The organism is Leuconostoc suionicum (assembly GCF_001891125.1).
Lineage (GTDB): Bacteria > Bacillota > Bacilli > Lactobacillales > Lactobacillaceae > Leuconostoc > Leuconostoc suionicum.
The window spans coordinates 142,501-162,204 of the sequence record NZ_CP015247.1; the positions used below are offsets into that span (position 1 = coordinate 142,501).

General features: G+C 39.1%; 17 protein-coding genes and 2 tRNA genes (1 of these 19 only partly in view). 18 read left to right on the forward strand and 1 reads right to left on the reverse strand.

What is annotated here, in order from left to right:
- The 6 genes from A6B45_RS00820 to A6B45_RS00845 form a co-directional block, all read left to right on the forward strand.
- Nucleotides 1-17 (forward strand) — tRNA-Gly (locus A6B45_RS00820); it begins 54 nt to the left of the window's first position.
- A 37-nt stretch (nucleotides 18-54) separates the two neighbouring features.
- Nucleotides 55-128 (forward strand) — tRNA-Ile (locus A6B45_RS00825).
- Nucleotides 129-443: 315 nt separating this feature from the next.
- The gene (serS, locus tag A6B45_RS00830) at nucleotides 444-1,751 is read left to right on the forward strand and encodes a serine--tRNA ligase (protein WP_072612935.1); all 1,308 of its coding nucleotides are present in this window, start codon (nucleotides 444-446) and stop codon (nucleotides 1,749-1,751) included.
- Nucleotides 1,752-1,885: 134 nt separating this feature from the next.
- Nucleotides 1,886-4,297 (forward strand): preprotein translocase subunit SecA, encoded by a 2,412-nt coding sequence (gene secA, locus A6B45_RS00835; protein ID WP_072612936.1) that lies wholly within the window; start codon nucleotides 1,886-1,888, stop codon nucleotides 4,295-4,297.
- A gap of 50 nt (nucleotides 4,298-4,347) precedes the next feature.
- Nucleotides 4,348-5,466: a peptide chain release factor 2 gene (gene prfB / locus A6B45_RS00840; RefSeq protein ID WP_072612937.1), complete on the forward strand. Its 1,119-nt coding sequence runs from the start codon at nucleotides 4,348-4,350 to the stop codon at nucleotides 5,464-5,466.
- Nucleotides 5,467-5,610: 144 nt separating this feature from the next.
- The gene (locus A6B45_RS00845) at nucleotides 5,611-8,082 is read left to right on the forward strand and encodes an ATP-dependent Clp protease ATP-binding subunit (protein ID WP_072612938.1); all 2,472 of its coding nucleotides are present in this window, start codon (nucleotides 5,611-5,613) and stop codon (nucleotides 8,080-8,082) included.
- Nucleotides 8,083-8,086: 4 nt separating this feature from the next.
- On the opposite strand, the gene A6B45_RS00850 is transcribed toward A6B45_RS00845, so the two are convergent.
- Nucleotides 8,087-8,746, reverse strand: a complete 660-nt coding sequence (locus tag A6B45_RS00850; protein WP_072612939.1) for a prepilin peptidase — start codon at nucleotides 8,744-8,746, stop codon at nucleotides 8,087-8,089.
- Between the two features lie 252 nt (nucleotides 8,747-8,998).
- Between A6B45_RS00850 and rpsL the strand changes: the two genes are divergently transcribed.
- The 12 genes from rpsL (at nucleotide 8,999) to rplW (ending at nucleotide 19,683) form a co-directional block, all read left to right on the forward strand.
- Nucleotides 8,999-9,412: a 30S ribosomal protein S12 gene (gene rpsL, locus A6B45_RS00855; RefSeq protein WP_004911305.1), complete on the forward strand. Its 414-nt coding sequence runs from the start codon at nucleotides 8,999-9,001 to the stop codon at nucleotides 9,410-9,412.
- A gap of 15 nt (nucleotides 9,413-9,427) precedes the next feature.
- Nucleotides 9,428-9,898, forward strand: coding sequence for a 30S ribosomal protein S7 (gene rpsG / locus A6B45_RS00860; RefSeq protein ID WP_011679126.1), 471 nt, complete (start codon nucleotides 9,428-9,430; stop codon nucleotides 9,896-9,898).
- A 160-nt stretch (nucleotides 9,899-10,058) separates the two neighbouring features.
- The gene (gene fusA, locus A6B45_RS00865) at nucleotides 10,059-12,170 is read left to right on the forward strand and encodes an elongation factor G (protein ID WP_072612940.1); all 2,112 of its coding nucleotides are present in this window, start codon (nucleotides 10,059-10,061) and stop codon (nucleotides 12,168-12,170) included.
- A gap of 90 nt (nucleotides 12,171-12,260) precedes the next feature.
- Nucleotides 12,261-13,454, forward strand: coding sequence for a CynX/NimT family MFS transporter (locus A6B45_RS00870; protein WP_072612941.1), 1,194 nt, complete (start codon nucleotides 12,261-12,263; stop codon nucleotides 13,452-13,454).
- A gap of 80 nt (nucleotides 13,455-13,534) precedes the next feature.
- Nucleotides 13,535-14,641 carry an ABC transporter ATP-binding protein gene (locus A6B45_RS10675; RefSeq protein WP_173674453.1) on the forward strand — a complete coding sequence of 369 codons (1,107 nt, stop codon included), beginning with the start codon at nucleotides 13,535-13,537 and terminating at the stop codon, nucleotides 14,639-14,641.
- Nucleotides 14,628-15,449, forward strand: coding sequence for an ABC transporter permease (locus tag A6B45_RS00880; RefSeq protein ID WP_072612943.1), 822 nt, complete (start codon nucleotides 14,628-14,630; stop codon nucleotides 15,447-15,449). The genes A6B45_RS10675 and A6B45_RS00880 overlap by 14 nt, the downstream gene beginning before the upstream one ends.
- Nucleotides 15,450-15,462: 13 nt before the next feature.
- Nucleotides 15,463-16,293: an ABC transporter permease gene (locus tag A6B45_RS00885; RefSeq protein WP_072612944.1), complete on the forward strand. Its 831-nt coding sequence runs from the start codon at nucleotides 15,463-15,465 to the stop codon at nucleotides 16,291-16,293.
- A gap of 1 nt (nucleotide 16,294) precedes the next feature.
- Nucleotides 16,295-17,374 (forward strand): ABC transporter substrate-binding protein, encoded by a 1,080-nt coding sequence (locus A6B45_RS00890; protein ID WP_072612945.1) that lies wholly within the window; start codon nucleotides 16,295-16,297, stop codon nucleotides 17,372-17,374.
- Nucleotides 17,375-17,671: 297 nt separating this feature from the next.
- Entirely contained in the window at nucleotides 17,672-17,980 is a 309-nt protein-coding gene (gene rpsJ, locus A6B45_RS00895; RefSeq protein ID WP_002816040.1) for a 30S ribosomal protein S10, read from the forward strand.
- A 73-nt stretch (nucleotides 17,981-18,053) separates the two neighbouring features.
- Complete coding sequence (rplC, locus tag A6B45_RS00900) at nucleotides 18,054-18,740, forward strand: 50S ribosomal protein L3 (RefSeq protein ID WP_025267687.1); 687 nt, start codon at nucleotides 18,054-18,056, stop codon at nucleotides 18,738-18,740.
- Nucleotides 18,741-18,772: 32 nt separating this feature from the next.
- Nucleotides 18,773-19,396, forward strand: a complete 624-nt coding sequence (gene rplD, locus A6B45_RS00905; RefSeq protein ID WP_072612946.1) for a 50S ribosomal protein L4 — start codon at nucleotides 18,773-18,775, stop codon at nucleotides 19,394-19,396.
- A complete protein-coding gene (gene rplW / locus A6B45_RS00910; protein ID WP_002816036.1) occupies nucleotides 19,396-19,683 on the forward strand; it encodes a 50S ribosomal protein L23 in 288 nt (95 codons plus the stop codon). The genes rplD and rplW overlap by 1 nt, the downstream gene beginning before the upstream one ends.
- The last annotated feature ends 21 nt before the right edge of the window (nucleotides 19,684-19,704 follow it).

Here is a 19,704-nt window from a genome sequence, read left to right on the forward strand (position 1 = left end):
GATTCCCGTCATTCGCTTTTGTCTATGGATGGTATGAGTAGGCAAGGAAAATAAGGGCCATTAGCTCAGTTGGTTAGAGCGCTGTGTTGATAACGCAGAGGTCCCAGGTTCGAGTCCTGGATGGCCCATCAAGAAGTAGGAGAGGTGTTCTTCTCCTTTTTTGTTGCCTTTTGATAGATAATGGGTTAAAATGAGAACATCAGTTACCATAAGTAACGCATTTTAGAAAATCATTGGTTGATGAAAAATGGTACGCGTGAAACTCCAGTAACAAACATTTTAGCGGGTAATGCTGCTCGGAATCACCGTTATCGATAATGAAGTGTTATGGTTTATTTATAATCATAAAAATTGGGTGGTACCACGGAAATGCGTTTTTCGTCCCTTGTTTAGCGACAAGAGAAGAACGCGTTTTTTATTTTATGAAAAAGAGGATATATCAAATGTTAGATATGCGTTATATGCGTAAAAACAGCTCAGAAGTCAAGCAACGTTTAGAAAATCGCGGTGTTAACCCAGAAACAATTGACGAGTTATTGGAGCTTGACCAAAAGCGAAGGGATTTGATCCAAAAAGTTGAGTCTCTTAAGGCACAACGTAATGAAGTATCAGACAAAATTGCTTTTGCTAAGCGTCAAAAAGAAGATGCTAGTGAAGCAATTTTGCAAATGAAGCAAGTTGGGGCAGATATTAAGAGTCTTGATAATGAGCAGACATTGCTGGATGAACAGGTTCGAGAAATTGCTGCTCATTTGCCAAATATGGCTGCTAGTGATGTACCAGTTGGCCCAGACGAATCTGCTAACGTAGAACAACGAAAGTGGGCCCCAGAGGAATACGGATCACGTCCGCATGCCTTAGAAGAAGCATCGTGGGTTAAAGCTCATTATGAAATTGGAGAGAATCTGGGGATACTTGACTTTGAGAGAGGCGCAAAAGTTTCTGGTGCCCGTTTCTTATACTACGTTGGTGATGGGGCAAGGCTTGAACGTGCTGTCTATAACTTTATGTTAGATGAGCATAGGCAAGAAGGTTACACTGAAATGATCACGCCGATTGTGGTGAATGATTCAGCAATGTTTGGAACAGGACAATATCCAAAGTTTCAAGATGATGCCTATCGTGTAGAAGGATTGAATCAAACATATATTCCAACTGCGGAAGTCCCTTTGACTAACTATTATTCAGGAGAAGAATTGCCAAGCGAGGACTTACCAATCAAGTTCACTGCGCTGTCACCTTCTTTCCGTAAAGAAGCGGGATCGGCAGGTAAAGATACGCGTGGATTAATCCGTTTGCATCAATTTAATAAGGTTGAGATGGTTAAATTTACCAAACCAGAAGATTCTTACGAAGAATTAGAAAAGATGACACTAGATGCAGAAAACATTTTACAAAAACTGAATTTGCCTTATCATGTGATTGTATTGTCAACAGGCGACATGGGATTCTCAGCAGCAAAAACATATGATATTGAGGTCTGGATGCCACAGCAGAACGTTTATCGAGAAATTTCTTCAGTATCAAACACTGAAGATTTCCAAGCGCGTCGAATGCACATTACCTATCGCGATGCAGATAATAAGTTACAGCTTGTGCATACATTAAATGGTTCTGGCCTAGCAGTAGGGCGAACAGTAGCGGCTATTTTAGAAAACTATCAAAATGAGGATGGTTCAGTAACTATTCCAGAAGTTTTGCGACCTTATTTAGGCGGACAAGAGAAGCTTGAACCAACACCACACCATTAATTCAAAGGAGGGGTCTATATTTTGGACTCTTTTTTTGGTATAATTAGTCATATAATACACATATTTTGCAGTAATATACAAAAATAGATTTTAGAGGAGAAACGAGCGAACTTACTACTCGCACGTTAAAAGTAATGGCCAATCCAATACGTAAATTAGTTGATAATTCAAAGCAACAACTAAAGAAATTAAATAAAATTGCCGATCAAGTCGAAAGTTATGCAGACACTATGGCTAGCATGTCAGATAGTGAGTTACAGGCTAAAACTGGAGAATTCAAGTCAAAAATTGCTGATGCAATTGATGGTATTGAGGACAAGGATAAGCAAAATAAGGCTTTGGCAAAAGTTTTAGACGAGCTGTTACCAGAAGCTTTTGCTGTGGCACGGGAGGGAGCTAAACGAGTTCTTGGTTTGTATCCTTTCCATGTTCAAATCATGGGATCCATCGTATTACACGGTGGAAACTTAGCTGAAATGCGTACAGGTGAAGGTAAAACCCTGACTGCAACAATGGCTGTCTATTTAAATGCATTATCAGGTCGCGGTGTGCATGTTGTTACAGTAAACGATTATTTATCCGCTCGAGACGCGGAGCAAATGGGTCAATTATATAATTGGCTTGGATTAACAGTAGGTGTTAATGTTGGTGATGCGCCAGCAGAAGAAAAGCGTGCTGCTTACAACGCTGATATCACTTATTCTACCAACTTTAACATCGGGTTTGATTATCTACGTGACAACATGGTACGACGTGCTGACGAGCGTGTTATGCAACGAGGATTGAACTTTGCACTTATCGATGAAGCAGATTCAATTTTGATTGATACGGCTCGTACACCTTTGATTATTTCTGGACCAGGTTCAGGAATCTCCCAACTCTATGCTCGCGCTGACCGTTTCGTGAAAACTTTGCAACGTGATGAGGACTTCAAGGTTGATGAAGAAGCCAAGGCGACTTTGTTAACACCTGAAGGAATTCACAAAAGCGAGATATTCTTTAACTTGGATAACTTATATGATGCGGATGATACAGCCTTAACGCATCATATTGACCAAGCCTTGCGTGCTAATTTTAATTACATTAAAGATAAGGATTATGTTGTTCAAGATGGCGAGGTTAAGTTGATTGATCAGTCAACGGGCCGTATTTCTGAAGGAACACGTTTATCAGATGGCTTGCACCAAGCTATTGAAGCTAAAGAAAACGTCGAGATTCAAGAAGAGAATAAATCAATGGCGCAAATTACTTATCAAAATTTGTTCCGTATGTATAAGAAACTTTCAGGTATGACTGGAACCGCTAAAACTGAGGAAGAAGAATTACGCGAAATTTACAATATGGAAGTAATCAGTATTCCTACGAACCGTCCTGTTAGACGTGTGGATAAGCCTGATTTACTTTATACGTCTATTCGTGCCAAGTATAATGCGGTTGTAAAATTGATTGTTGAATTGCATGAAAAGGGACAACCCATCCTAATTGGTACGGGATCTGTTGAAGATTCAGAATTGTTATCAAAAATTTTGATGACAAAAAATTTGCCTCATAATGTTTTAAATGCTAAAAATAACGCTAAAGAAGCTGAAATCATTGCCAATGCTGGACAACGTGGTGCAATAACAGTAGCTACAAATATGGCAGGCCGTGGAACAGATATCAAGCTTGGACCCGGTGTCGCAGAACTCGGTGGGTTAGTTGTTATTGCCACAGAACGTCATGAATCACGGCGTATTGATAATCAGTTACGTGGTCGTGCAGGACGTCAGGGAGATGAAGGCTTTTCACAGTTCTTTCTTTCATTGGAAGATGATTTGATGATTCGTTTTGGTGCTGAACGTGTCCGCCTGATGATGCAGAGAATGAATTTGGATGAAGACACAGTGATTACCAATCGGTTTATTACTCGTTCTGTCGAATCAGCCCAAAAGCGTGTTGAAGGAAATAACTATGATACACGTAAAAATGTTTTGCAGTACGATGATGTTGTACGTGAACAACGTGAATTGATTTATCATGAACGTGATATTGTTATTGATGAATCAGAGTCATTGGAGTGGGTTTTGATGCCAATGGTTGAACGTACTATTAACCGTGTCGTAGATGCTCAAACGAAAGAGAAAAAGTCTTCTGAATGGAATCTGCCGCAAATCGTTGCTTTTGTTGGCAATGCCTTAGCACATGATGATGCCGTTACAGTGCAACAACTGCAGGGATTGACTCGTGATGAAATCAAAGCAAAATTATTAGAGTTAGCGAAGTTGAATTATAAAGAAAAGCAAAGCCAGCTTTATGACCCAGAACAAATGTTGGAGTTCGAGAAAGTTGTTATTTTGAGGGCTGTTGATCAACATTGGACAGATCATATAGATTCTCTTGATCGTTTACGTCAAGGTGTTGGTTTACGTGGATATGGACAATTAAATCCACTCATCGAATATCAAAGCGAAGCATTTGCGAACTTTCAAAAGATGATTGCAGATGTTGAATATGACACAACACGTACATTTATGAAAGCTGAAATTCGTCAGAATTTACGTTCTTAATATACAAATAAAAGCGAACTTTGTTCGTTTTTATTTTGAAAGGAATTAATATGGAAATTATCGATGCCAAGCATGCCGTTAGTGATATGCAGGAGAATATCGAACGTTTTCGCGGAACGCTCGATATGGAAGCACTTACGGAAGAAATTGCTGATTATGAAAATCGTATGACGGAACCTGATTTTTGGAGCGACAATGAAAAAGCGCAAAAGGTTATTGAAGAAAATAATGTTTTAAAAAATCGTCGTGATTCATTTTTGAATTTAACAAATCAAGTTGAAGAATTAGAACTATTAATAGAAATGGCTGTGGAAGATCCTGAGGATGAGGATACGCTAGGTGAACTTGAAGCAGGGGTTGCCAAGGCGCAAAAAGATATTGATGCTTATAATTTAGAGCAACTATTAACTGAGCCGTATGATGCAAATAATGCCATTTTGGAAATTCATCCAGGATCTGGCGGTACTGAGTCGACAGACTGGGGAGCTAACCTATATCGTATGTACACGCGTTGGGCACAACAACATGATTTTCAAATTGAAACTTTAGATTATCATGCAGGCGATGAAGCGGGTATTGATAGTGCAACGATTAAAGTAACTGGACATAATGCCTATGGCTTTTTACGAAGTGAAAAAGGAGTGCACCGTTTCGTAAGAATTTCTCCTTTTGATAGCGCTGGTCGACGTCATACGAGTTTCGTATCAGTTGATGTAATGCCTGAGCTAGATGATTCAATTGAGGTTGAGGTACGTGATGATGATGTTAAAATGGATGTGTTCCGTTCTGGTGGCGCCGGTGGACAAAATGTCAACAAAGTTTCAACAGGTGTTCGTTTAACGCATGAACCGACAGGGATTGTTGTTTCATCAACTGTAGAGCGTACTCAGTATGGTAACCGTGATTATGCCATGCGTTTGTTAAAAAGTAAGTTATACCAGTTGGAATTAGAGAAAAAAGAAGCTGAGCGTGCGGCGCTGACCGGTGAAAAAATGGAAAATGGTTGGGGATCACAGATTCGCTCTTACGTTTTGCATCCCTATCAAATGGTTAAGGATCATCGAACAAATTATGAAACTAACCAACCACAAGCAGTGCTGGATGGCGATTTAGATCCTTTTATCAATGCGTACTTGCAGTGGCAGTTATCGCTTAAAAATCCTAATTAATAATTAGTCGAAACATTACTGTTTCGACTTTTTAAATTTTATAAGTATAAATAGACTAAACAAAAAAATTTCCTAATAAATGTTTAATAGGTTATAATATAAGTCAATATAAGACGTAGGCAGCCTAATTTTAAGGAGGCAAACATGGATAATAATTATACACCAAGTGCGCAGAATGTATTGGTTTTGGCACAGGAACAAGCAAAGTATTTTAAGCACCAAGCTGTGGGAACAGAGCATCTTTTACTCGCCCTAGCAATAGAAAAAGAAGGCATCGCTAGCAAGATATTAGGTCAATTTAATGTTATGGACGATGATATTCGTGAGGAAATTGAACACTTTACAGGATATGGTATTACTAGTCGTTATGATAAAAACATCTATTTACCTTATTCACCAAAAGCGGCAGATATTTTACATCAAGCGAATGGAGAATTGCGTGCTCTAGCACAATCAAAAGTTGGAACAGAGCACATTTTGTTAGCTTTATTACAGGATGAAAGCATACTATCTTCACGAATTTTACTAGCATTAGACGTTAATTTACAAGATATGCGCCGTGCAATTCTTCGGAAATTAGGCATTACTGATGTGCGAAAGCAAATGAAGCAACAGGAGAAGCAGCAAGCATCAGCAGGAACACCTACTTTAGATGGATTGGCACGTGATTTGACTCAAATGGCGCGAGACAACAAAATTGATCCAGTAATTGGTCGCCCAAAAGAGGTCCGTCGCGTTATACAAATACTATCCAGACGAACAAAGAATAATCCTGTATTGATTGGAGAACCTGGCGTTGGAAAAACTGCCATTGCTGAAGGATTGGCACAAAAAATCGTAGATGGTGAAGTGCCTGAAAATTTAGCCAAGAAACGGTTGATGGCATTGGACATGGGATCACTGGTTGCAGGAACAAAATACCGTGGAGAATTTGAAGACCGATTAAAAAAAATCATTGAAGAAATTTACAATGATGGTGAAGTTATTCTATTTATCGATGAGTTGCATACATTGATTGGTGCAGGTGGCGCTGAGGGCGCTATTGATGCATCGAATATTTTAAAGCCAGCATTAGCACGTGGTGAATTGCAAACGTTGGGTGCTACAACATTTGATGAGTATCAAAAATATGTCGAATCCGATGCAGCTTTGGAACGCCGCTTTGCATCAGTAACAGTTGATGAACCAACTCAAGATGATGCTATTGCTATTTTGAAAGGAATTCGTTCTCATTTTGAGCAACATCATCAAGTTCAAATTGATGATGCAGCTATTGAAGCGGCTGTGAAACTTTCGGCTCGCTATATTTCGGATAGATTTTTGCCTGATAAAGCCATTGATTTGATGGATGAAGCTGGAGCAAAAGTACGTATTGATGCCACTGGGAAAGCGACACCAATATCGAAAGCCAAGCTTCGTTTTGCAGAAGTTCAAGCGGAAAAAGAAACTGCTATTACGTCATTGAATTTTGAAAAGGCAGCCCAGTTGCGCACTGAAGAAATGAAATTAAAGCAGAAACTGGCAAAGTCAGAAGCAAAAGATACTCAAAAAGAAAATGCTGAACGATATTCGCTTCATGTTACAGAAGAAGATATTGCTGAGGTCATTTCACAACAAACTGGTGTCCCTGTTACGCAAATGGAAAAGAATGAGCAACAACGATTGGTCAATTTGGAGTCAGTTTTAGGCCGCCGTGTTATTGGACAAAAGACAGCTATATCCGCAGTGGCTAGAGCAATTCGTCGTGCTCGTTCTGGATTAAAAGACCCTAGTCGCCCGATTGGTACATTTATGTTTTTGGGACCAACTGGTGTTGGAAAAACTGAACTAGCTAAAGCGTTGGCTGAAGCAATATTTGGCAGCGAAGATAACTTGATTCGAATCGACATGTCAGAGTACCAGGAACGTTGGTCATCTAGTCGTTTGATTGGTTCGGCACCTGGATATGTTGGTTACGACGAAGGTGGCCAATTAACAGAGCAGGTTCGTAATCATCCGTATTCTGTTGTCTTATTGGATGAAGCAGAAAAAGCACATCAAGACATCTTTAATTTAATGTTACAGGTGTTTGACGATGGTTATTTAACAGATTCAAAAGGACGAAAGGTTGATTTCAAAAACACAATCATCATTATGACTTCTAATCTTGGTGCAACACGATTACGTGATGAAAAATCGGTAGGGTTTGGTGCGGTTGATTTGAAGGACGATCACGAAGCAGTAGCTGCAAAAATACGTGAAACCTTAAAAGAAACTTTCCGACCAGAATTTATTAACCGACTAGATGAAGCTATCGTGTTTGAAAGTTTGACGAAGCCTGAATTGCATGAAATTGTAAAGCTAATGAGTCGTTCAGTTCTACAACGTGTCGCTGAGCAAGGTATCAGTGTTAAGATAACGCCAGCAGCAATTGACGTAGTAGCTTCAGCGGGATTTGATCCCGAATATGGTGCGCGTCCAATTAGACGTGCACTCCAAACTAAAATTGAAGATGCATTAAGTGAAGAATTACTTCGAGGTAATATCACAACTGATGACGCGGTAACAATTGGTGCCAAAAATGGTGAAATCAGAATTAGTACAAAGCCATTAAAAAAAGATACGACAAAAGCATAAGTTTTCAAAGTAAAAATAATATGTAAAGATTAGTGATTACCCAACCACCGCTTAAAAACGGTACAAAGGGTAATCTTTTTTGTTGTGAGTATAATAGATAGAATAAAGCCAGACAACAACCGATGAGTAAAGTACAGGAAAAAATAACAGGCGTGGTTGATAGTATTAAACTTAAGAGTACCGGTATATCACCACTGCCTAATGTGTGCCGATGTTTTACGAGAATTATAGATAGAATTAAAATGAGAACTGTTAAACATAGATGTTCGGCATCATGATGAAGTACAAGTAGATAGCCTATCCAAGGGAATAAAATATTCGCGTGTATGCTTTGTTTCGAACAGTCTTCTAACGATAAAAATAATAAGAAGACACCTGTAATCCAAGTTACAGGTGTACCCCATAAGAATGTGCCAATTAGTATGTAAAACAATTCGAAAATAGCATAATAGCGACCAAAAGAAGTATGGCAATAGCGACACTTATTGCGTAGAATACATGCCGAAACAACGGGTATAGTATCAAACCAAGCCAAATTATGGCCGCAATAGAAACAAAAAGAGCGTTGTATTTTCAAAGAGACACTGTTGGACAACCGATCCGCAGTACATATAGTAGATGAGACGATAATGCTATTGAACAAAAAGATAAATATATTTTCCATAACTTATCATACGTTGCAGAACTCATTTTTTCATTTAACAAGGAAAGTTGTTAAAACCTATTGACAACACGGCTCAAAATGGTATTATATTGAACGTGCTTTTGAGTAATCTGTTCTGTGACATCGTCACACTGTGCTGAACGGCGCTGTAAAGGCAATTGTCAACAGATTTTCAGTGTTTTGATTTTTAAAAATATAAAAATGATACACCTGGAACTGTGAAATTAATGAAAATTTAAAGGAGACTGTAGCATGCCTACAATTAACCAACTGGTTCGTAAGCCACGTAAGTCAAAGGTTTCTAAGTCAAAATCACCTGCTTTGAACTTTGGCTACAACTCAATGAAGAAGAAGGCAACTAACAATGCCGCACCACAAAAGCGTGGTGTTGCTACTCGTGTTGGAACAATGACACCTAAGAAGCCTAACTCAGCTTTGCGTAAGTACGCCCGTGTGCGTCTTTCAAACTTATATGAAGTAACTGCATATATTCCAGGTATTGGACACAACTTGCAAGAACACTCTGTTGTTTTGATTCGTGGTGGCCGTGTTAAGGATTTGCCTGGTGTACGTTACCACATTATCCGTGGAGCTTTGGATACTGCGGGCGTTGATGGTCGTATGACTTCACGTTCAAAGTATGGCACAAAGGCACCAAAGAAGTAAGAAGGAGACTGACTAATGCCACGTAAAGGTTATACTAAGCGTCAGGAAATTTTGCCTGACCCAATTTACAACTCAAAGCTCGTTTCACGTTTGATCAACAAGTTGATGCTTGATGGTAAGCGTGGTACAGCTTCAACAATCTTGTACGATGCTTTTGATCGTATCAAGGAAGCAACTGGTAACGATCCATTAGAAGTTTTTGAACAAGCTATGGAAAACATCATGCCAGTTTTGGAAGTTAAAGCACGCCGTGTTGGTGGTTCTAACTACCAAGTGCCAATCGAAGTTCGTCCAGATCGTCGTTCAACTTTGGGACTACGCTGGTTAGTTAACTACTCACGTTTGCGTAACGAACATACAATGGATGAACGTTTAGCTAAAGAAATCATGGATGCAGCCAACGATACTGGTGCATCTGTTAAGAAGCGTGAAGACACACATAAGATGGCCGAAGCGAACCGTGCATTTGCGCACTACCGTTGGTAAAAATTTGTTACTAAGGTTAGTAGATAATACTACCCTTGGTATGCAGATAGTGTACAATTGTCATAGACGGTGTTTGTCACACACAAGCATTGTCAAAAAGCGAACACAACTATGTGTCGCTTTTTGTTGCATATAGAACTAAACCAGGAGATAACTCACAATGGCAAAACGTGAATACCCACTAGAACGTACACGTAATATCGGAATCATGGCCCACATTGATGCGGGTAAGACAACGACTACTGAACGTATCTTGTACTATACAGGTAAAATTCACAAAATTGGTGAAACACATGACGGTGCTTCACAAATGGATTTCATGGAACAAGAAAAGGAACGTGGAATTACTATCCAATCAGCCGCTACAACGGCTGTATGGCACGGTTTCTTTGACCAATTCGCTAAGACACCTTATCGTGTTAACATCATCGATACACCAGGACACGTTGATTTCACAATCGAAGTTGAACGTGCATTGCGTGTTTTGGATGGTGCTGTAGCGGTTTTGGATGGCGCTGCTGGTGTTGAACCTCAAACTGAAACAGTTTGGCGTCAAGCAACCACATATGATGTACCACGTATCGTATTCGTTAACAAGATGGATAAGATGGGTGCTGATTTCCAAATGTCAGTGGATTCAATCCATGAGCGTTTGCAAGTTAATGCTGAAGCTATTCAATGGCCAATTGGTGCCGAAGATGACTTTGAAGCTGTTATTGACTTGATTACACAAGAAGCATATTATCCTGAAGATGATTTGGGAGAAAAGTGGGCACCACGCGAAATTCCTGCAGAGTTAAAGGAATTGGCAGAAGAAAAGCGCAATACATTGATTGAAGCCGTTGCTGATGTTGATGATGATTTGATGGAAAAGTATCTTGAAGGTGAAGATATTTCAATCGAAGAATTAAAAGCTGCAATTCGTCGTGCTACTTTGGCATTACAATTCTACCCAGTTCTTGCAGGTTCAGCCTACAAGGATAAGGGTGTCCAAATGATGCTGGATGCGGTTGTTGATTATTTGCCAGGACCTTTGGATGTTAAGCCATATATCGCTAACGACCCAAAGACAGATGAAGAAGTTGACTTGATTGCTGATGATACCAAGCCTTTTGCTGCGTTGGCATTTAAGATTATGACTGATCCATTCGTTGGTCGTTTGACATTTATGCGTGTGTATACTGGTACTTTGAAGTCTGGTTCATACGTACAAAACACATCTTCTGACACTCGTGAACGTGTTGGTCGTTTGCTACAAATGCATGCTACTTCACGTACTGAAATCGAAGAAGTATTCTCAGGTGATATCGCTGCTGCGATTGGCTTGAAGAACACAACAACTGGCGATTCATTGACAGATGTTAATCATCAATTGATTCTTGAATCAATGGAATTCCCAGAACCTGTTATTGAATTGGCTATTGAGCCAAAGACAAAGGCTGACCAAGACAAGCTATCAAATGCTATCCAAAAGTTAGCTGAAGAAGATCCATCATTCCGTGCAACAACAAACCAAGAAACTGGTCAAACTTTGATCGCTGGAATGGGTGAATTGCAATTGGATATCATGGTTGATCGTATGCGTCGTGAGTTTAACGTTGAAGCAACAGTTGGTGCACCTCAAGTTGCTTATCGTGAAGCGTTCACTAAGACAGTTCAAGCTCGTGGATTCTTCAAGCGTCAATCAGGTGGTAAAGGTCAATATGGTGATGTTTATATTGAATTCGCACCAAACGAAGAAGGTGCTGGCTTTGAATTCGAAGATGCTATTGTTGGTGGTGTTGTGCCACGTGAATACATCCCTTCAGTTGAAGCTGGTTTGAAGGATGCATTAAATGCTGGTCCTTTGGCAGGATTCCCATTAGTTGACTTGAAGGCTAAGTTGTATGATGGTTCATATCACGATGTCGATTCTAGTGAAGCTGCCTTTAAGATTGCTGCATCATTGGCATTGAAGGAAGCAGCAAAGACGGCTGGTGCGGTTATTCTTGAACCTATCATGGCTGTTGATATTGTTGCACCTGAAGATAACCTTGGTGATGTTATGGGACACGTCTCAGCTCGCCGTGGTATGATCGAAGGTCAAGAATCACGTGGACCTGTATTGGCTGTTAAGGCTAAGGTTCCTTTGTCAGAAATGTTTGGTTATGCAACTACTTTGCGTTCAGCTACGCAAGGTCGTGGTACATTCCAGATGGTATTTGACCACTATGAAGCTGTTCCTAAGAACATTCAAGAAGAAATCATCAAGACACACGGTCAAGAAGATTAATTCTAATATTTAAATATTTAACTGACAGATGGTTCAGTATAAACGGCGTCACTCATATTGAGTGGCGCCGTTTTAATAGGAAAAAGTATAATGCTGAAAAATAATAAAAATCATAGTAAATTTTTAGTACCCGGGATAATCGTTGTAGGAATGGTTTTACGCTTACCCTTCACGTCTATTCCACCGATATTGGGAAATATTGCGCGTTCATTGCATGTACCGGTTTCTAGTCTAGGAATCTTAACAACGATACCTTTACTGGCGTTCGCCATTTTTTCAGTTTTTGCGCCAAAGGTAGCACAAAAGTTGGGGTTAGAACGTGCTTTCACACTCATGCTTGGATTGCTTATTATTGGTTCGTTCATTCGAATCTTAAATACACCTCTTCTCTACATTGGTACTGCATGCATAGGAGTTGCGATTGCACATATGAACGTTTTATTACCTAGTGTGATTCGAACGTATTTTCCGCAAAAAGTTGGTTTTATGACTTCGATATTTACATTTAGTATGATGCTAGCGACTGCTATAGGGGCAGCACTTTCGGCACCCATTACTGCTGTGACTGGTTGGCATACATTTATAATTTTGTTAACGGTTCTACTAATAATCGCATTATTTGTTTGGTTACCTAATCAAAATTTTGTTCATAATAACCAAACAACAGTTAAAACAAAATCTGAGAATGTTTTGAAACCCAGTATTTGGCGAAATAAGTATGCTTGGCTATTGTTGTTTTTTAGTGGTGTACAGTCAATTATGTTCTACATTCTATTAGCCTGGGGACCAACGATGGCAGTGCAGACTGGTTTGTCGGCTTCTACAGCCAGTTTGTTTGCTGGATTGAATTCATTGATTGGTCTGCCATTTGCTTTGTTTATTCCATCAATTGTTGCCAGACTTGATAGTGGGCAACGGCAGTGGCTAGTGGGGACGTTTTCAATATTGGGTACTTTAGGGTACATGTTGTTACTTTTCCCGCAAGGAACGTTTACCTATTGGTTAATCGTTAATTTATTAATCGGGGTTGGTACATCAGCATTATTCCCATACTTAATGACAACGCTTAGTTTAAAAACTAGTAATGCAGAGCAAACAGCACGGCTGTCTGGCATGGCACAAAGTGGTGGCTATTTATTAGCTGCAACTGGGCCACTGTTATTTGGTTATGCATATGGTTGGTTTCATTCTTGGATTCCGCAAATTATTATGTTAATTATCTTATTTATTCTGATGACAATTGCAATATTAATTGTGGAAAATCAAGATAAAATTTTGGATTAAAAAGCGCAAGTCATCGCGCTTTTTTTGTTTTTATAATTAGTGTAAAATGTATTCTATTGAAAAGATTCGAGGGTGAGCAAGTGAGTGAGAAACAAGTACCAATTATTGCTTTTAATCAAGTGGATTTGTCTTTTGGAGACACACATGTTTTAAATAATGTTGATTTAGAGATTGAAGCTGGTAAATTTTATACTTTACTTGGACCATCTGGTTCAGGAAAATCAACTATCTTGAAACTAATTTCTGGACAGCTAACGGCTGACTCAGGAGATATATCTTTTGAAGGTCAACGTGTTAATGATGTACCTGCGGAAAAGAGAAAAGTGAATACCGTATTCCAAAACTATGCATTATTTCCAAATATGAATGTTTTTGATAACGTTGCTTTCGGTCCGACTCTAAAAGGAATGAATAAGACGGAAATTAAGAATAAAGTGAAAGAAATGCTTAATTTGGTCAAGTTAAGTGATTTTGTTGATCGCGAGATTGATGAGTTATCAGGAGGGCAACAGCAACGCGTTGCGATTGCGCGTGCTTTGGCTAATGACCCAGAGGTTTTATTACTCGATGAGCCTTTGTCAGCTTTAGACTACAAGTTACGTAAAAGTATGCAATATGAACTTCGAGAAATTCAACAGCGCTTAGGGATTACATTTGTTTTCGTGACACATGACCAAGAAGAAGCATTAGCAATGTCTGATTGGATATTTGTTATGAATGATGGAGTTATTCAGCAAAATGGTTCACCAGAAGATATTTATGATGAACCAATCAATCACTTTGTTGCTGATTTTATTGGTGAAAGCAACATTGTTGATGGCATCATGAAAGCAGATTACGTGGTTCATTTTGTGGGTAAAGATTTTGAAAATGTTGATGCAGGAATGCGCCCCAACGAGAGAGTTGAAGTAGTGTTACGACCCGAGGACTTAGATTTGACGTCCATTGAAAATGGTAAATTAGTCGTTACTATTGAAGACCAGTCATTTAGAGGAGACTACTATGAAATTACGGCTAGAGATGATGATGGTAATGAATGGCAAGTTCAGGCAACAAATTCGGCAATAATTGGTGCTAGAGTCGGTTTGACATTTGATCCTGAGGATATCCACATTATGCGATTTAATGAGTCTGAGGACGATTTTGATGCGCGTCTGGAGAGCTATGAGGACGATGATGAAATCTAAACAACAACGTCAAATATTTTATATTGTTCCTTATGGCATCTGGTTATTACTATTTGTTATTGCGCCATTGATATTAATGTTATTTCAGTCATTTACTACTGCTAATGGACATTTCACATTTAGCAATTATGCGACCTATTTTGGCAGTGGGACATATTTGCGAATGACCTTCAACTCAGTATGGTACGCATTTTTGATAACAGTGATTACTTTAGTGATTAGTTACCCAACAGCCTATTTATTGAATCAACTGAAACAAAAACAGTTCTGGCTATTGTTAGTCATATTGCCTACATGGATTAATTTACTGTTAAAAACGTATGCCTTTATTGGACTATTGTCCAAGACTGGGACTGTGAATAATTTCATTTCACTTTGGGGCATTGCGCCACAACAACTCTTATTTTCTGACTGGAGCTTTTTACTGGTAGCGGCTTATATCGAAATTCCTTTTATGATTTTGCCCATTTTTAATTCGTTAGCGGAGATTGATCCAAGGCTTTCTCAGGCCAGTCACGATCTAGGTGCTAATAAGTGGCAGACGCTTCGCTACGTTATCTTCCCATTGTCGATGCCGGGTGTTAAGGCCGGTATTCAGGCAGTGTTTATTCCTAGTTTGTCATTATTTATGATTACACGCTTGATTGGAGGTAATCGAGTGATTACCCTAGGAACCGCAATTGAAGAGCACTTCTTGGTCACGCAAAATTGGCAAATTGGTTCAACAATTGGCGTAGTTTTGATTGTTGCAATGATTGCTACAATGCTGCTGACACGTGATCGTGCACGTAAAAATCTAAGAAAGTGAGGTATGACTAATCATGCATAAAAAATTTAGATGGTCTAATTTGTATTTAGTGTTTGTATTTGTTTTGTTGTACTTACCCATTTTCTTTTTGATTATTTACTCCTTTAATGCAGGAGATGTCATGCAAGGATGGGATGGCTTTTCATTGAAACATTATGCCGAGCTCTTTGTCGATACAAGAATTTTAGAGATTGTGGTTAACACATTTCTAGTTGCGCTATTATCTTCGCTACTGGCTAGTATAATTGGTACAGCAGGGGCCCTGTATATCTATAATCAACGTCATCAATTGGCAAAAAATATTTTCTTATCACTTAATAATATTCTACTTGTTTCTCCGGATGTTATTATTGGCGCCTCATTTTTAATTTTATTTACCGTTGTTGGTTTTACACTCGGTTTTACTTCTGTTCTACTTTCGCATATTGCTTTTAGTATACCGATTGTTGTTTTGATGGTATTACCTCGTTTACAGGAAATGAATCCTTATTTAGTCACCGCAGCCAAGGATCTTGGTGCCAACAATTTGCAAATGTTGTCTAGGGTAGTATTACCGGTTATTTCACCGGGGATATTAGCGGGATTTTTTATGGCGTTTACTTACTCACTAGACGACTTTGCAGTGACTTTCTTTGTAACAGGAAATGGTTTTTCAACTTTGTCAGTTGAAATATATTCTCGTGCGCGCCAAGGAGTTAGTTTAGAAATCAATGCGTTATCGGCAATGATGTTTTTAGTTTCACTACTATTAGTATTGGTTTATTATTTTATTTCCAACAGATCTTCTAAAGGCAAAAAGCGCGACGGAACAAACCTTGTAATGCCGGCTACGGAGGGATTGTAAGATGAAAAAATTATTATCCAGTGTAGTGGGGATATTAATTGTTGTTGCTTTACTCATTAGTGCGCAGCATTATTTTTCGGCACAGACAGGCACAGGAGACAAAAGTGGCAAAGTTTTGAACTTATATAATTGGGGAGATTATATTGATCCCGCCTTATTAAAAAAATTCACCAAAGAGACTGGCTATAAAGTTAGTTATGAAACTTTTGATTCAAATGAAGCGATGTATATGAAAATTAAGCAAGGTGGTACATCCTACGATTTAGCAGTGCCTTCAGAATATATGATTGAAAAAATGAAAGCAGATGATTTACTATTACCACTTGATCATAGTAAATTAACTGGTTTGAAGAATTACGATAGTCGTTTTCTAAATCAATCGTTCGATAGAGGTAATAAATACTCGGTTCCCTACTTCTGGGGTACACTTGGCATTATCTACAATGATAAATATGTCAAAGCTAAAGACATTCAACATTGGGACGATCTTTGGTCATCAAAGTTTAAAAATCAAATTATGTTAATTGACTCAGCAAGAGATGTTTTGGGCATCACCTTAATTACACAAGGGAAGTCCGTGAATAACAAATCGGTAGCTGACTTAGCTGCAGCGCAAGGAAAACTAACAACCTTGATGCCAAATGTCAAAGCGATTATTGCTGACGAGATTAAAATGTATATGGCTCAGGATGAGGCTGCAATAGCCGTAACTTACTCTGGTGAAGCTGCAGAAGCAATGGATAAAAACTCTCATTTGCACTATGTTGTACCTAGTGAGGGCTCGAATTTATGGTTTGACAATATTGTGATGCCAAAAAATGCTAAACATAAAGCAGCAGCATATGCATTTTTGAATTTCATGAGTGAACCGAAAAATGCTGCTCAAAATGCAGAGTATATTGGTTATGCTACACCAAATAAGAAGGCACTGTCGTTATTACCAAAATCAGTTCGGGAAGATAAACAGTTTTATCCAGATGAAAAAACAGTCCGTAATTTACAAACATATGATGATTTAGGACAAAAATGGACAGAGAAGTATAATGATGCATTCTTAGAGTTTAAGATGACACAGCGATGAAATAAAGTTAGTAGATTTAGTTGTGGAAATTCATTAGAAAAAAGGTAATAAACATTTTTAAATTAAAAGAACAAAACCCTTGCAAGGCAAGGGTTTTTCTGTTATTATATTTAAGTACGCTTTTGGAACAGTAGTAGTAAAACCCTACCGAAAGCCTAGTGTATCAATGTTTAGCGATGATGATTAAGGTTGCGACACGCGCGGCCGCGTTGCCATGGGCGCGCAAAACACAAGCAGTGTTGTCGGTTTTTAATCGAAGTTAGCTGATTTACAAAATCAACGAGGAGGCATGAAATAATGGCACAAAAGAAGATCCGTATCCGTTTGAAGGCATACGAACACCGTATCTTGGACCAATCAGCAGAAAAGATTGTTGAAACGGCCAAGCGTACGGGCGCAGAAATTGCTGGTCCTATTCCGCTACCAACTGAACGTACATTATATACGATTTTACGTTCACCACATAAGCATAAGGATAGCCGTGAGCAATTTGAAATGCGTACGCACAAGCGTTTGATCGATATTGTGAACCCTACTGACAAGACAGTTGACGCATTGCGTAAGCTTGAATTGCCATCAGGTGTTGCAATTGAAATCAAGTTGTAATCCATAACGGATATAACTTTCATGCCTCATTGAGGCAAAATTAAAATAAGAAAAATATTTAAGGAGATTAGTCATGACTAAAGGTATCTTAGGCCGCAAAGTCGGTATGACTCAGGTTTTTACAGAATCTGGTGAATTGATCGCCGTGACTGCTGTTGAAGCAACACCAAACGTCGTTTTGCAAGTAAAAAATGCAGAAACAGACGGATATAGTGCTATTCAACTTGGTTACCAAGACAAGCGCACAGTTTTGTCAAACAAACCTGAACAAGGCCATGCTTCAAAAGCAAATACGGCCCCTAAGCGCTACGTTCGTGAAATCCGCAATGCGGGAGACGAATTTAACGTTGGGGATGAGATTAAGGTTGACACATTCCAAGCGGGCGAATACGTTGACGTAACAGGAATCACGAAGGGCCATGGTTTCCAAGGTGCTATCAAGCGTTTGGGACAGTCTCGTGGTCCTATGACTCACGGTTCTCGTTACCACCGTCGCCCAGGTTCAATGGGTGCTATTATTAACCGTGTTTTCAAGGGTAAACTTTTGCCAGGACGTATGGGTAATAATAAGCGAACAATGCAAAATATTGCTATTGTTCATGTTGATGTTGAAAACAACTTGTTGCTTTTGAAGGGTAACGTACCTGGTGCTAACAAATCACTTTTGACAATCAAATCAACTGTAAAAGTAAACGCAAAGCATCCTGAAGTTAAGATGGCTAATGCATCTGCATCAGCTACTAACTCAGAAGAAGCTTAATATAAATTATATAGAAAGGAGAACAATCAATCATGACTAAAGTTGCTGTATTAAAGCAAGATGGTAGTCAAGCTGCAGAAATCGAATTAAATGATGCAGTATTCGCCATCGAACCTAACAACGCCGTTATTACTGATGCAGTATTGATGCAACGTGCATCATTGCGTCAAGGTACACATGCTGTTAAGAATCGTTCTGCGGTTTCTGGTGGTGGACGTAAGCCTTGGAAGCAAAAGGGTACTGGTCGTGCACGTGCCGGCTCAATTCGTGAACCTCAGTTCCGTGGTGGTGGAATTGTTTTCGGACCTTCACCACGTTCATATGCTTACCGTATTAACCGTAAGGCATATCAATTGGCATTAAAGTCAGTTTTGTCACAAAAAGTCGCTGATAACAAGTTGGTAGTTGTTGATGCTTTGTCATTTGAAGCACCAAAGACACAAGACTTTAAGAAAGTTTTGGCGAACTTGTCAGCTGATAACAAGACATTAGTAGTTGTTGATGAAGACAACGAAAACGCAATCTTGTCAGCACGTAACTTGGCTAATGTTCAAGTTATGACAACAAAGGGTATCAACGTGCTTGATGTTGTTAATGCAGATAAGCTGGTGATTGTTCAATCATCAATCGAAGAAATCCAAGGAGGTCTTGCCTAATGGATGCACGCGATATTATCCGTCGCCCTATCATCACTGAAGCTTCAATGGCGCAAACAGAACGTAAGCGTTATGTCTTCGAAGTTGATACGCGCGCAACAAAGCCTGAAATTAAAAAAGCTATCGAAGAAATCTTTGAGGTTAAAGTTTCTGGTTTAAACACAGCAAACGTTCGTGGTAAGAAAAAGCGCCAAGGCCGTTATGTTGGTTACACACGTAAATTAAAGAAGGCAACAGTTACGTTGTCAAAAGATTCAAAAGATATTCAAATCTTTAACGAAGGTTAATCTAAATAGGAGGATAAGACA

Coding starts and splice junctions, on each gene's coding strand:
- prfB (WP_072612937.1), top strand. CDS start 4,348: ATGGAAATTATCGATGCCAAGCATGCCGTTAGTGATATGCAGGAGAAT.
- secA (WP_072612936.1), top strand. CDS start 1,886: ATGGCCAATCCAATACGTAAATTAGTTGATAATTCAAAGCAACAACTA.
- rpsJ (WP_002816040.1), top strand. CDS start 17,672: ATGGCACAAAAGAAGATCCGTATCCGTTTGAAGGCATACGAACACCGT.
- serS (WP_072612935.1), top strand. CDS start 444: ATGTTAGATATGCGTTATATGCGTAAAAACAGCTCAGAAGTCAAGCAA.
- A6B45_RS00890 (WP_072612945.1), top strand. CDS start 16,295: ATGAAAAAATTATTATCCAGTGTAGTGGGGATATTAATTGTTGTTGCT.
- A6B45_RS00845 (WP_072612938.1), top strand. CDS start 5,611: ATGGATAATAATTATACACCAAGTGCGCAGAATGTATTGGTTTTGGCA.
- rpsG (WP_011679126.1), top strand. CDS start 9,428: ATGCCACGTAAAGGTTATACTAAGCGTCAGGAAATTTTGCCTGACCCA.
- A6B45_RS00870 (WP_072612941.1), top strand. CDS start 12,261: ATGCTGAAAAATAATAAAAATCATAGTAAATTTTTAGTACCCGGGATA.
- A6B45_RS00850 (WP_072612939.1), bottom strand. CDS start 8,746: ATGGAAAATATATTTATCTTTTTGTTCAATAGCATTATCGTCTCATCT.
- fusA (WP_072612940.1), top strand. CDS start 10,059: ATGGCAAAACGTGAATACCCACTAGAACGTACACGTAATATCGGAATC.
- rplW (WP_002816036.1), top strand. CDS start 19,396: ATGGATGCACGCGATATTATCCGTCGCCCTATCATCACTGAAGCTTCA.
- A6B45_RS00885 (WP_072612944.1), top strand. CDS start 15,463: ATGCATAAAAAATTTAGATGGTCTAATTTGTATTTAGTGTTTGTATTT.
- rplD (WP_072612946.1), top strand. CDS start 18,773: ATGACTAAAGTTGCTGTATTAAAGCAAGATGGTAGTCAAGCTGCAGAA.
- A6B45_RS00880 (WP_072612943.1), top strand. CDS start 14,628: ATGATGAAATCTAAACAACAACGTCAAATATTTTATATTGTTCCTTAT.
- rplC (WP_025267687.1), top strand. CDS start 18,054: ATGACTAAAGGTATCTTAGGCCGCAAAGTCGGTATGACTCAGGTTTTT.
- rpsL (WP_004911305.1), top strand. CDS start 8,999: ATGCCTACAATTAACCAACTGGTTCGTAAGCCACGTAAGTCAAAGGTT.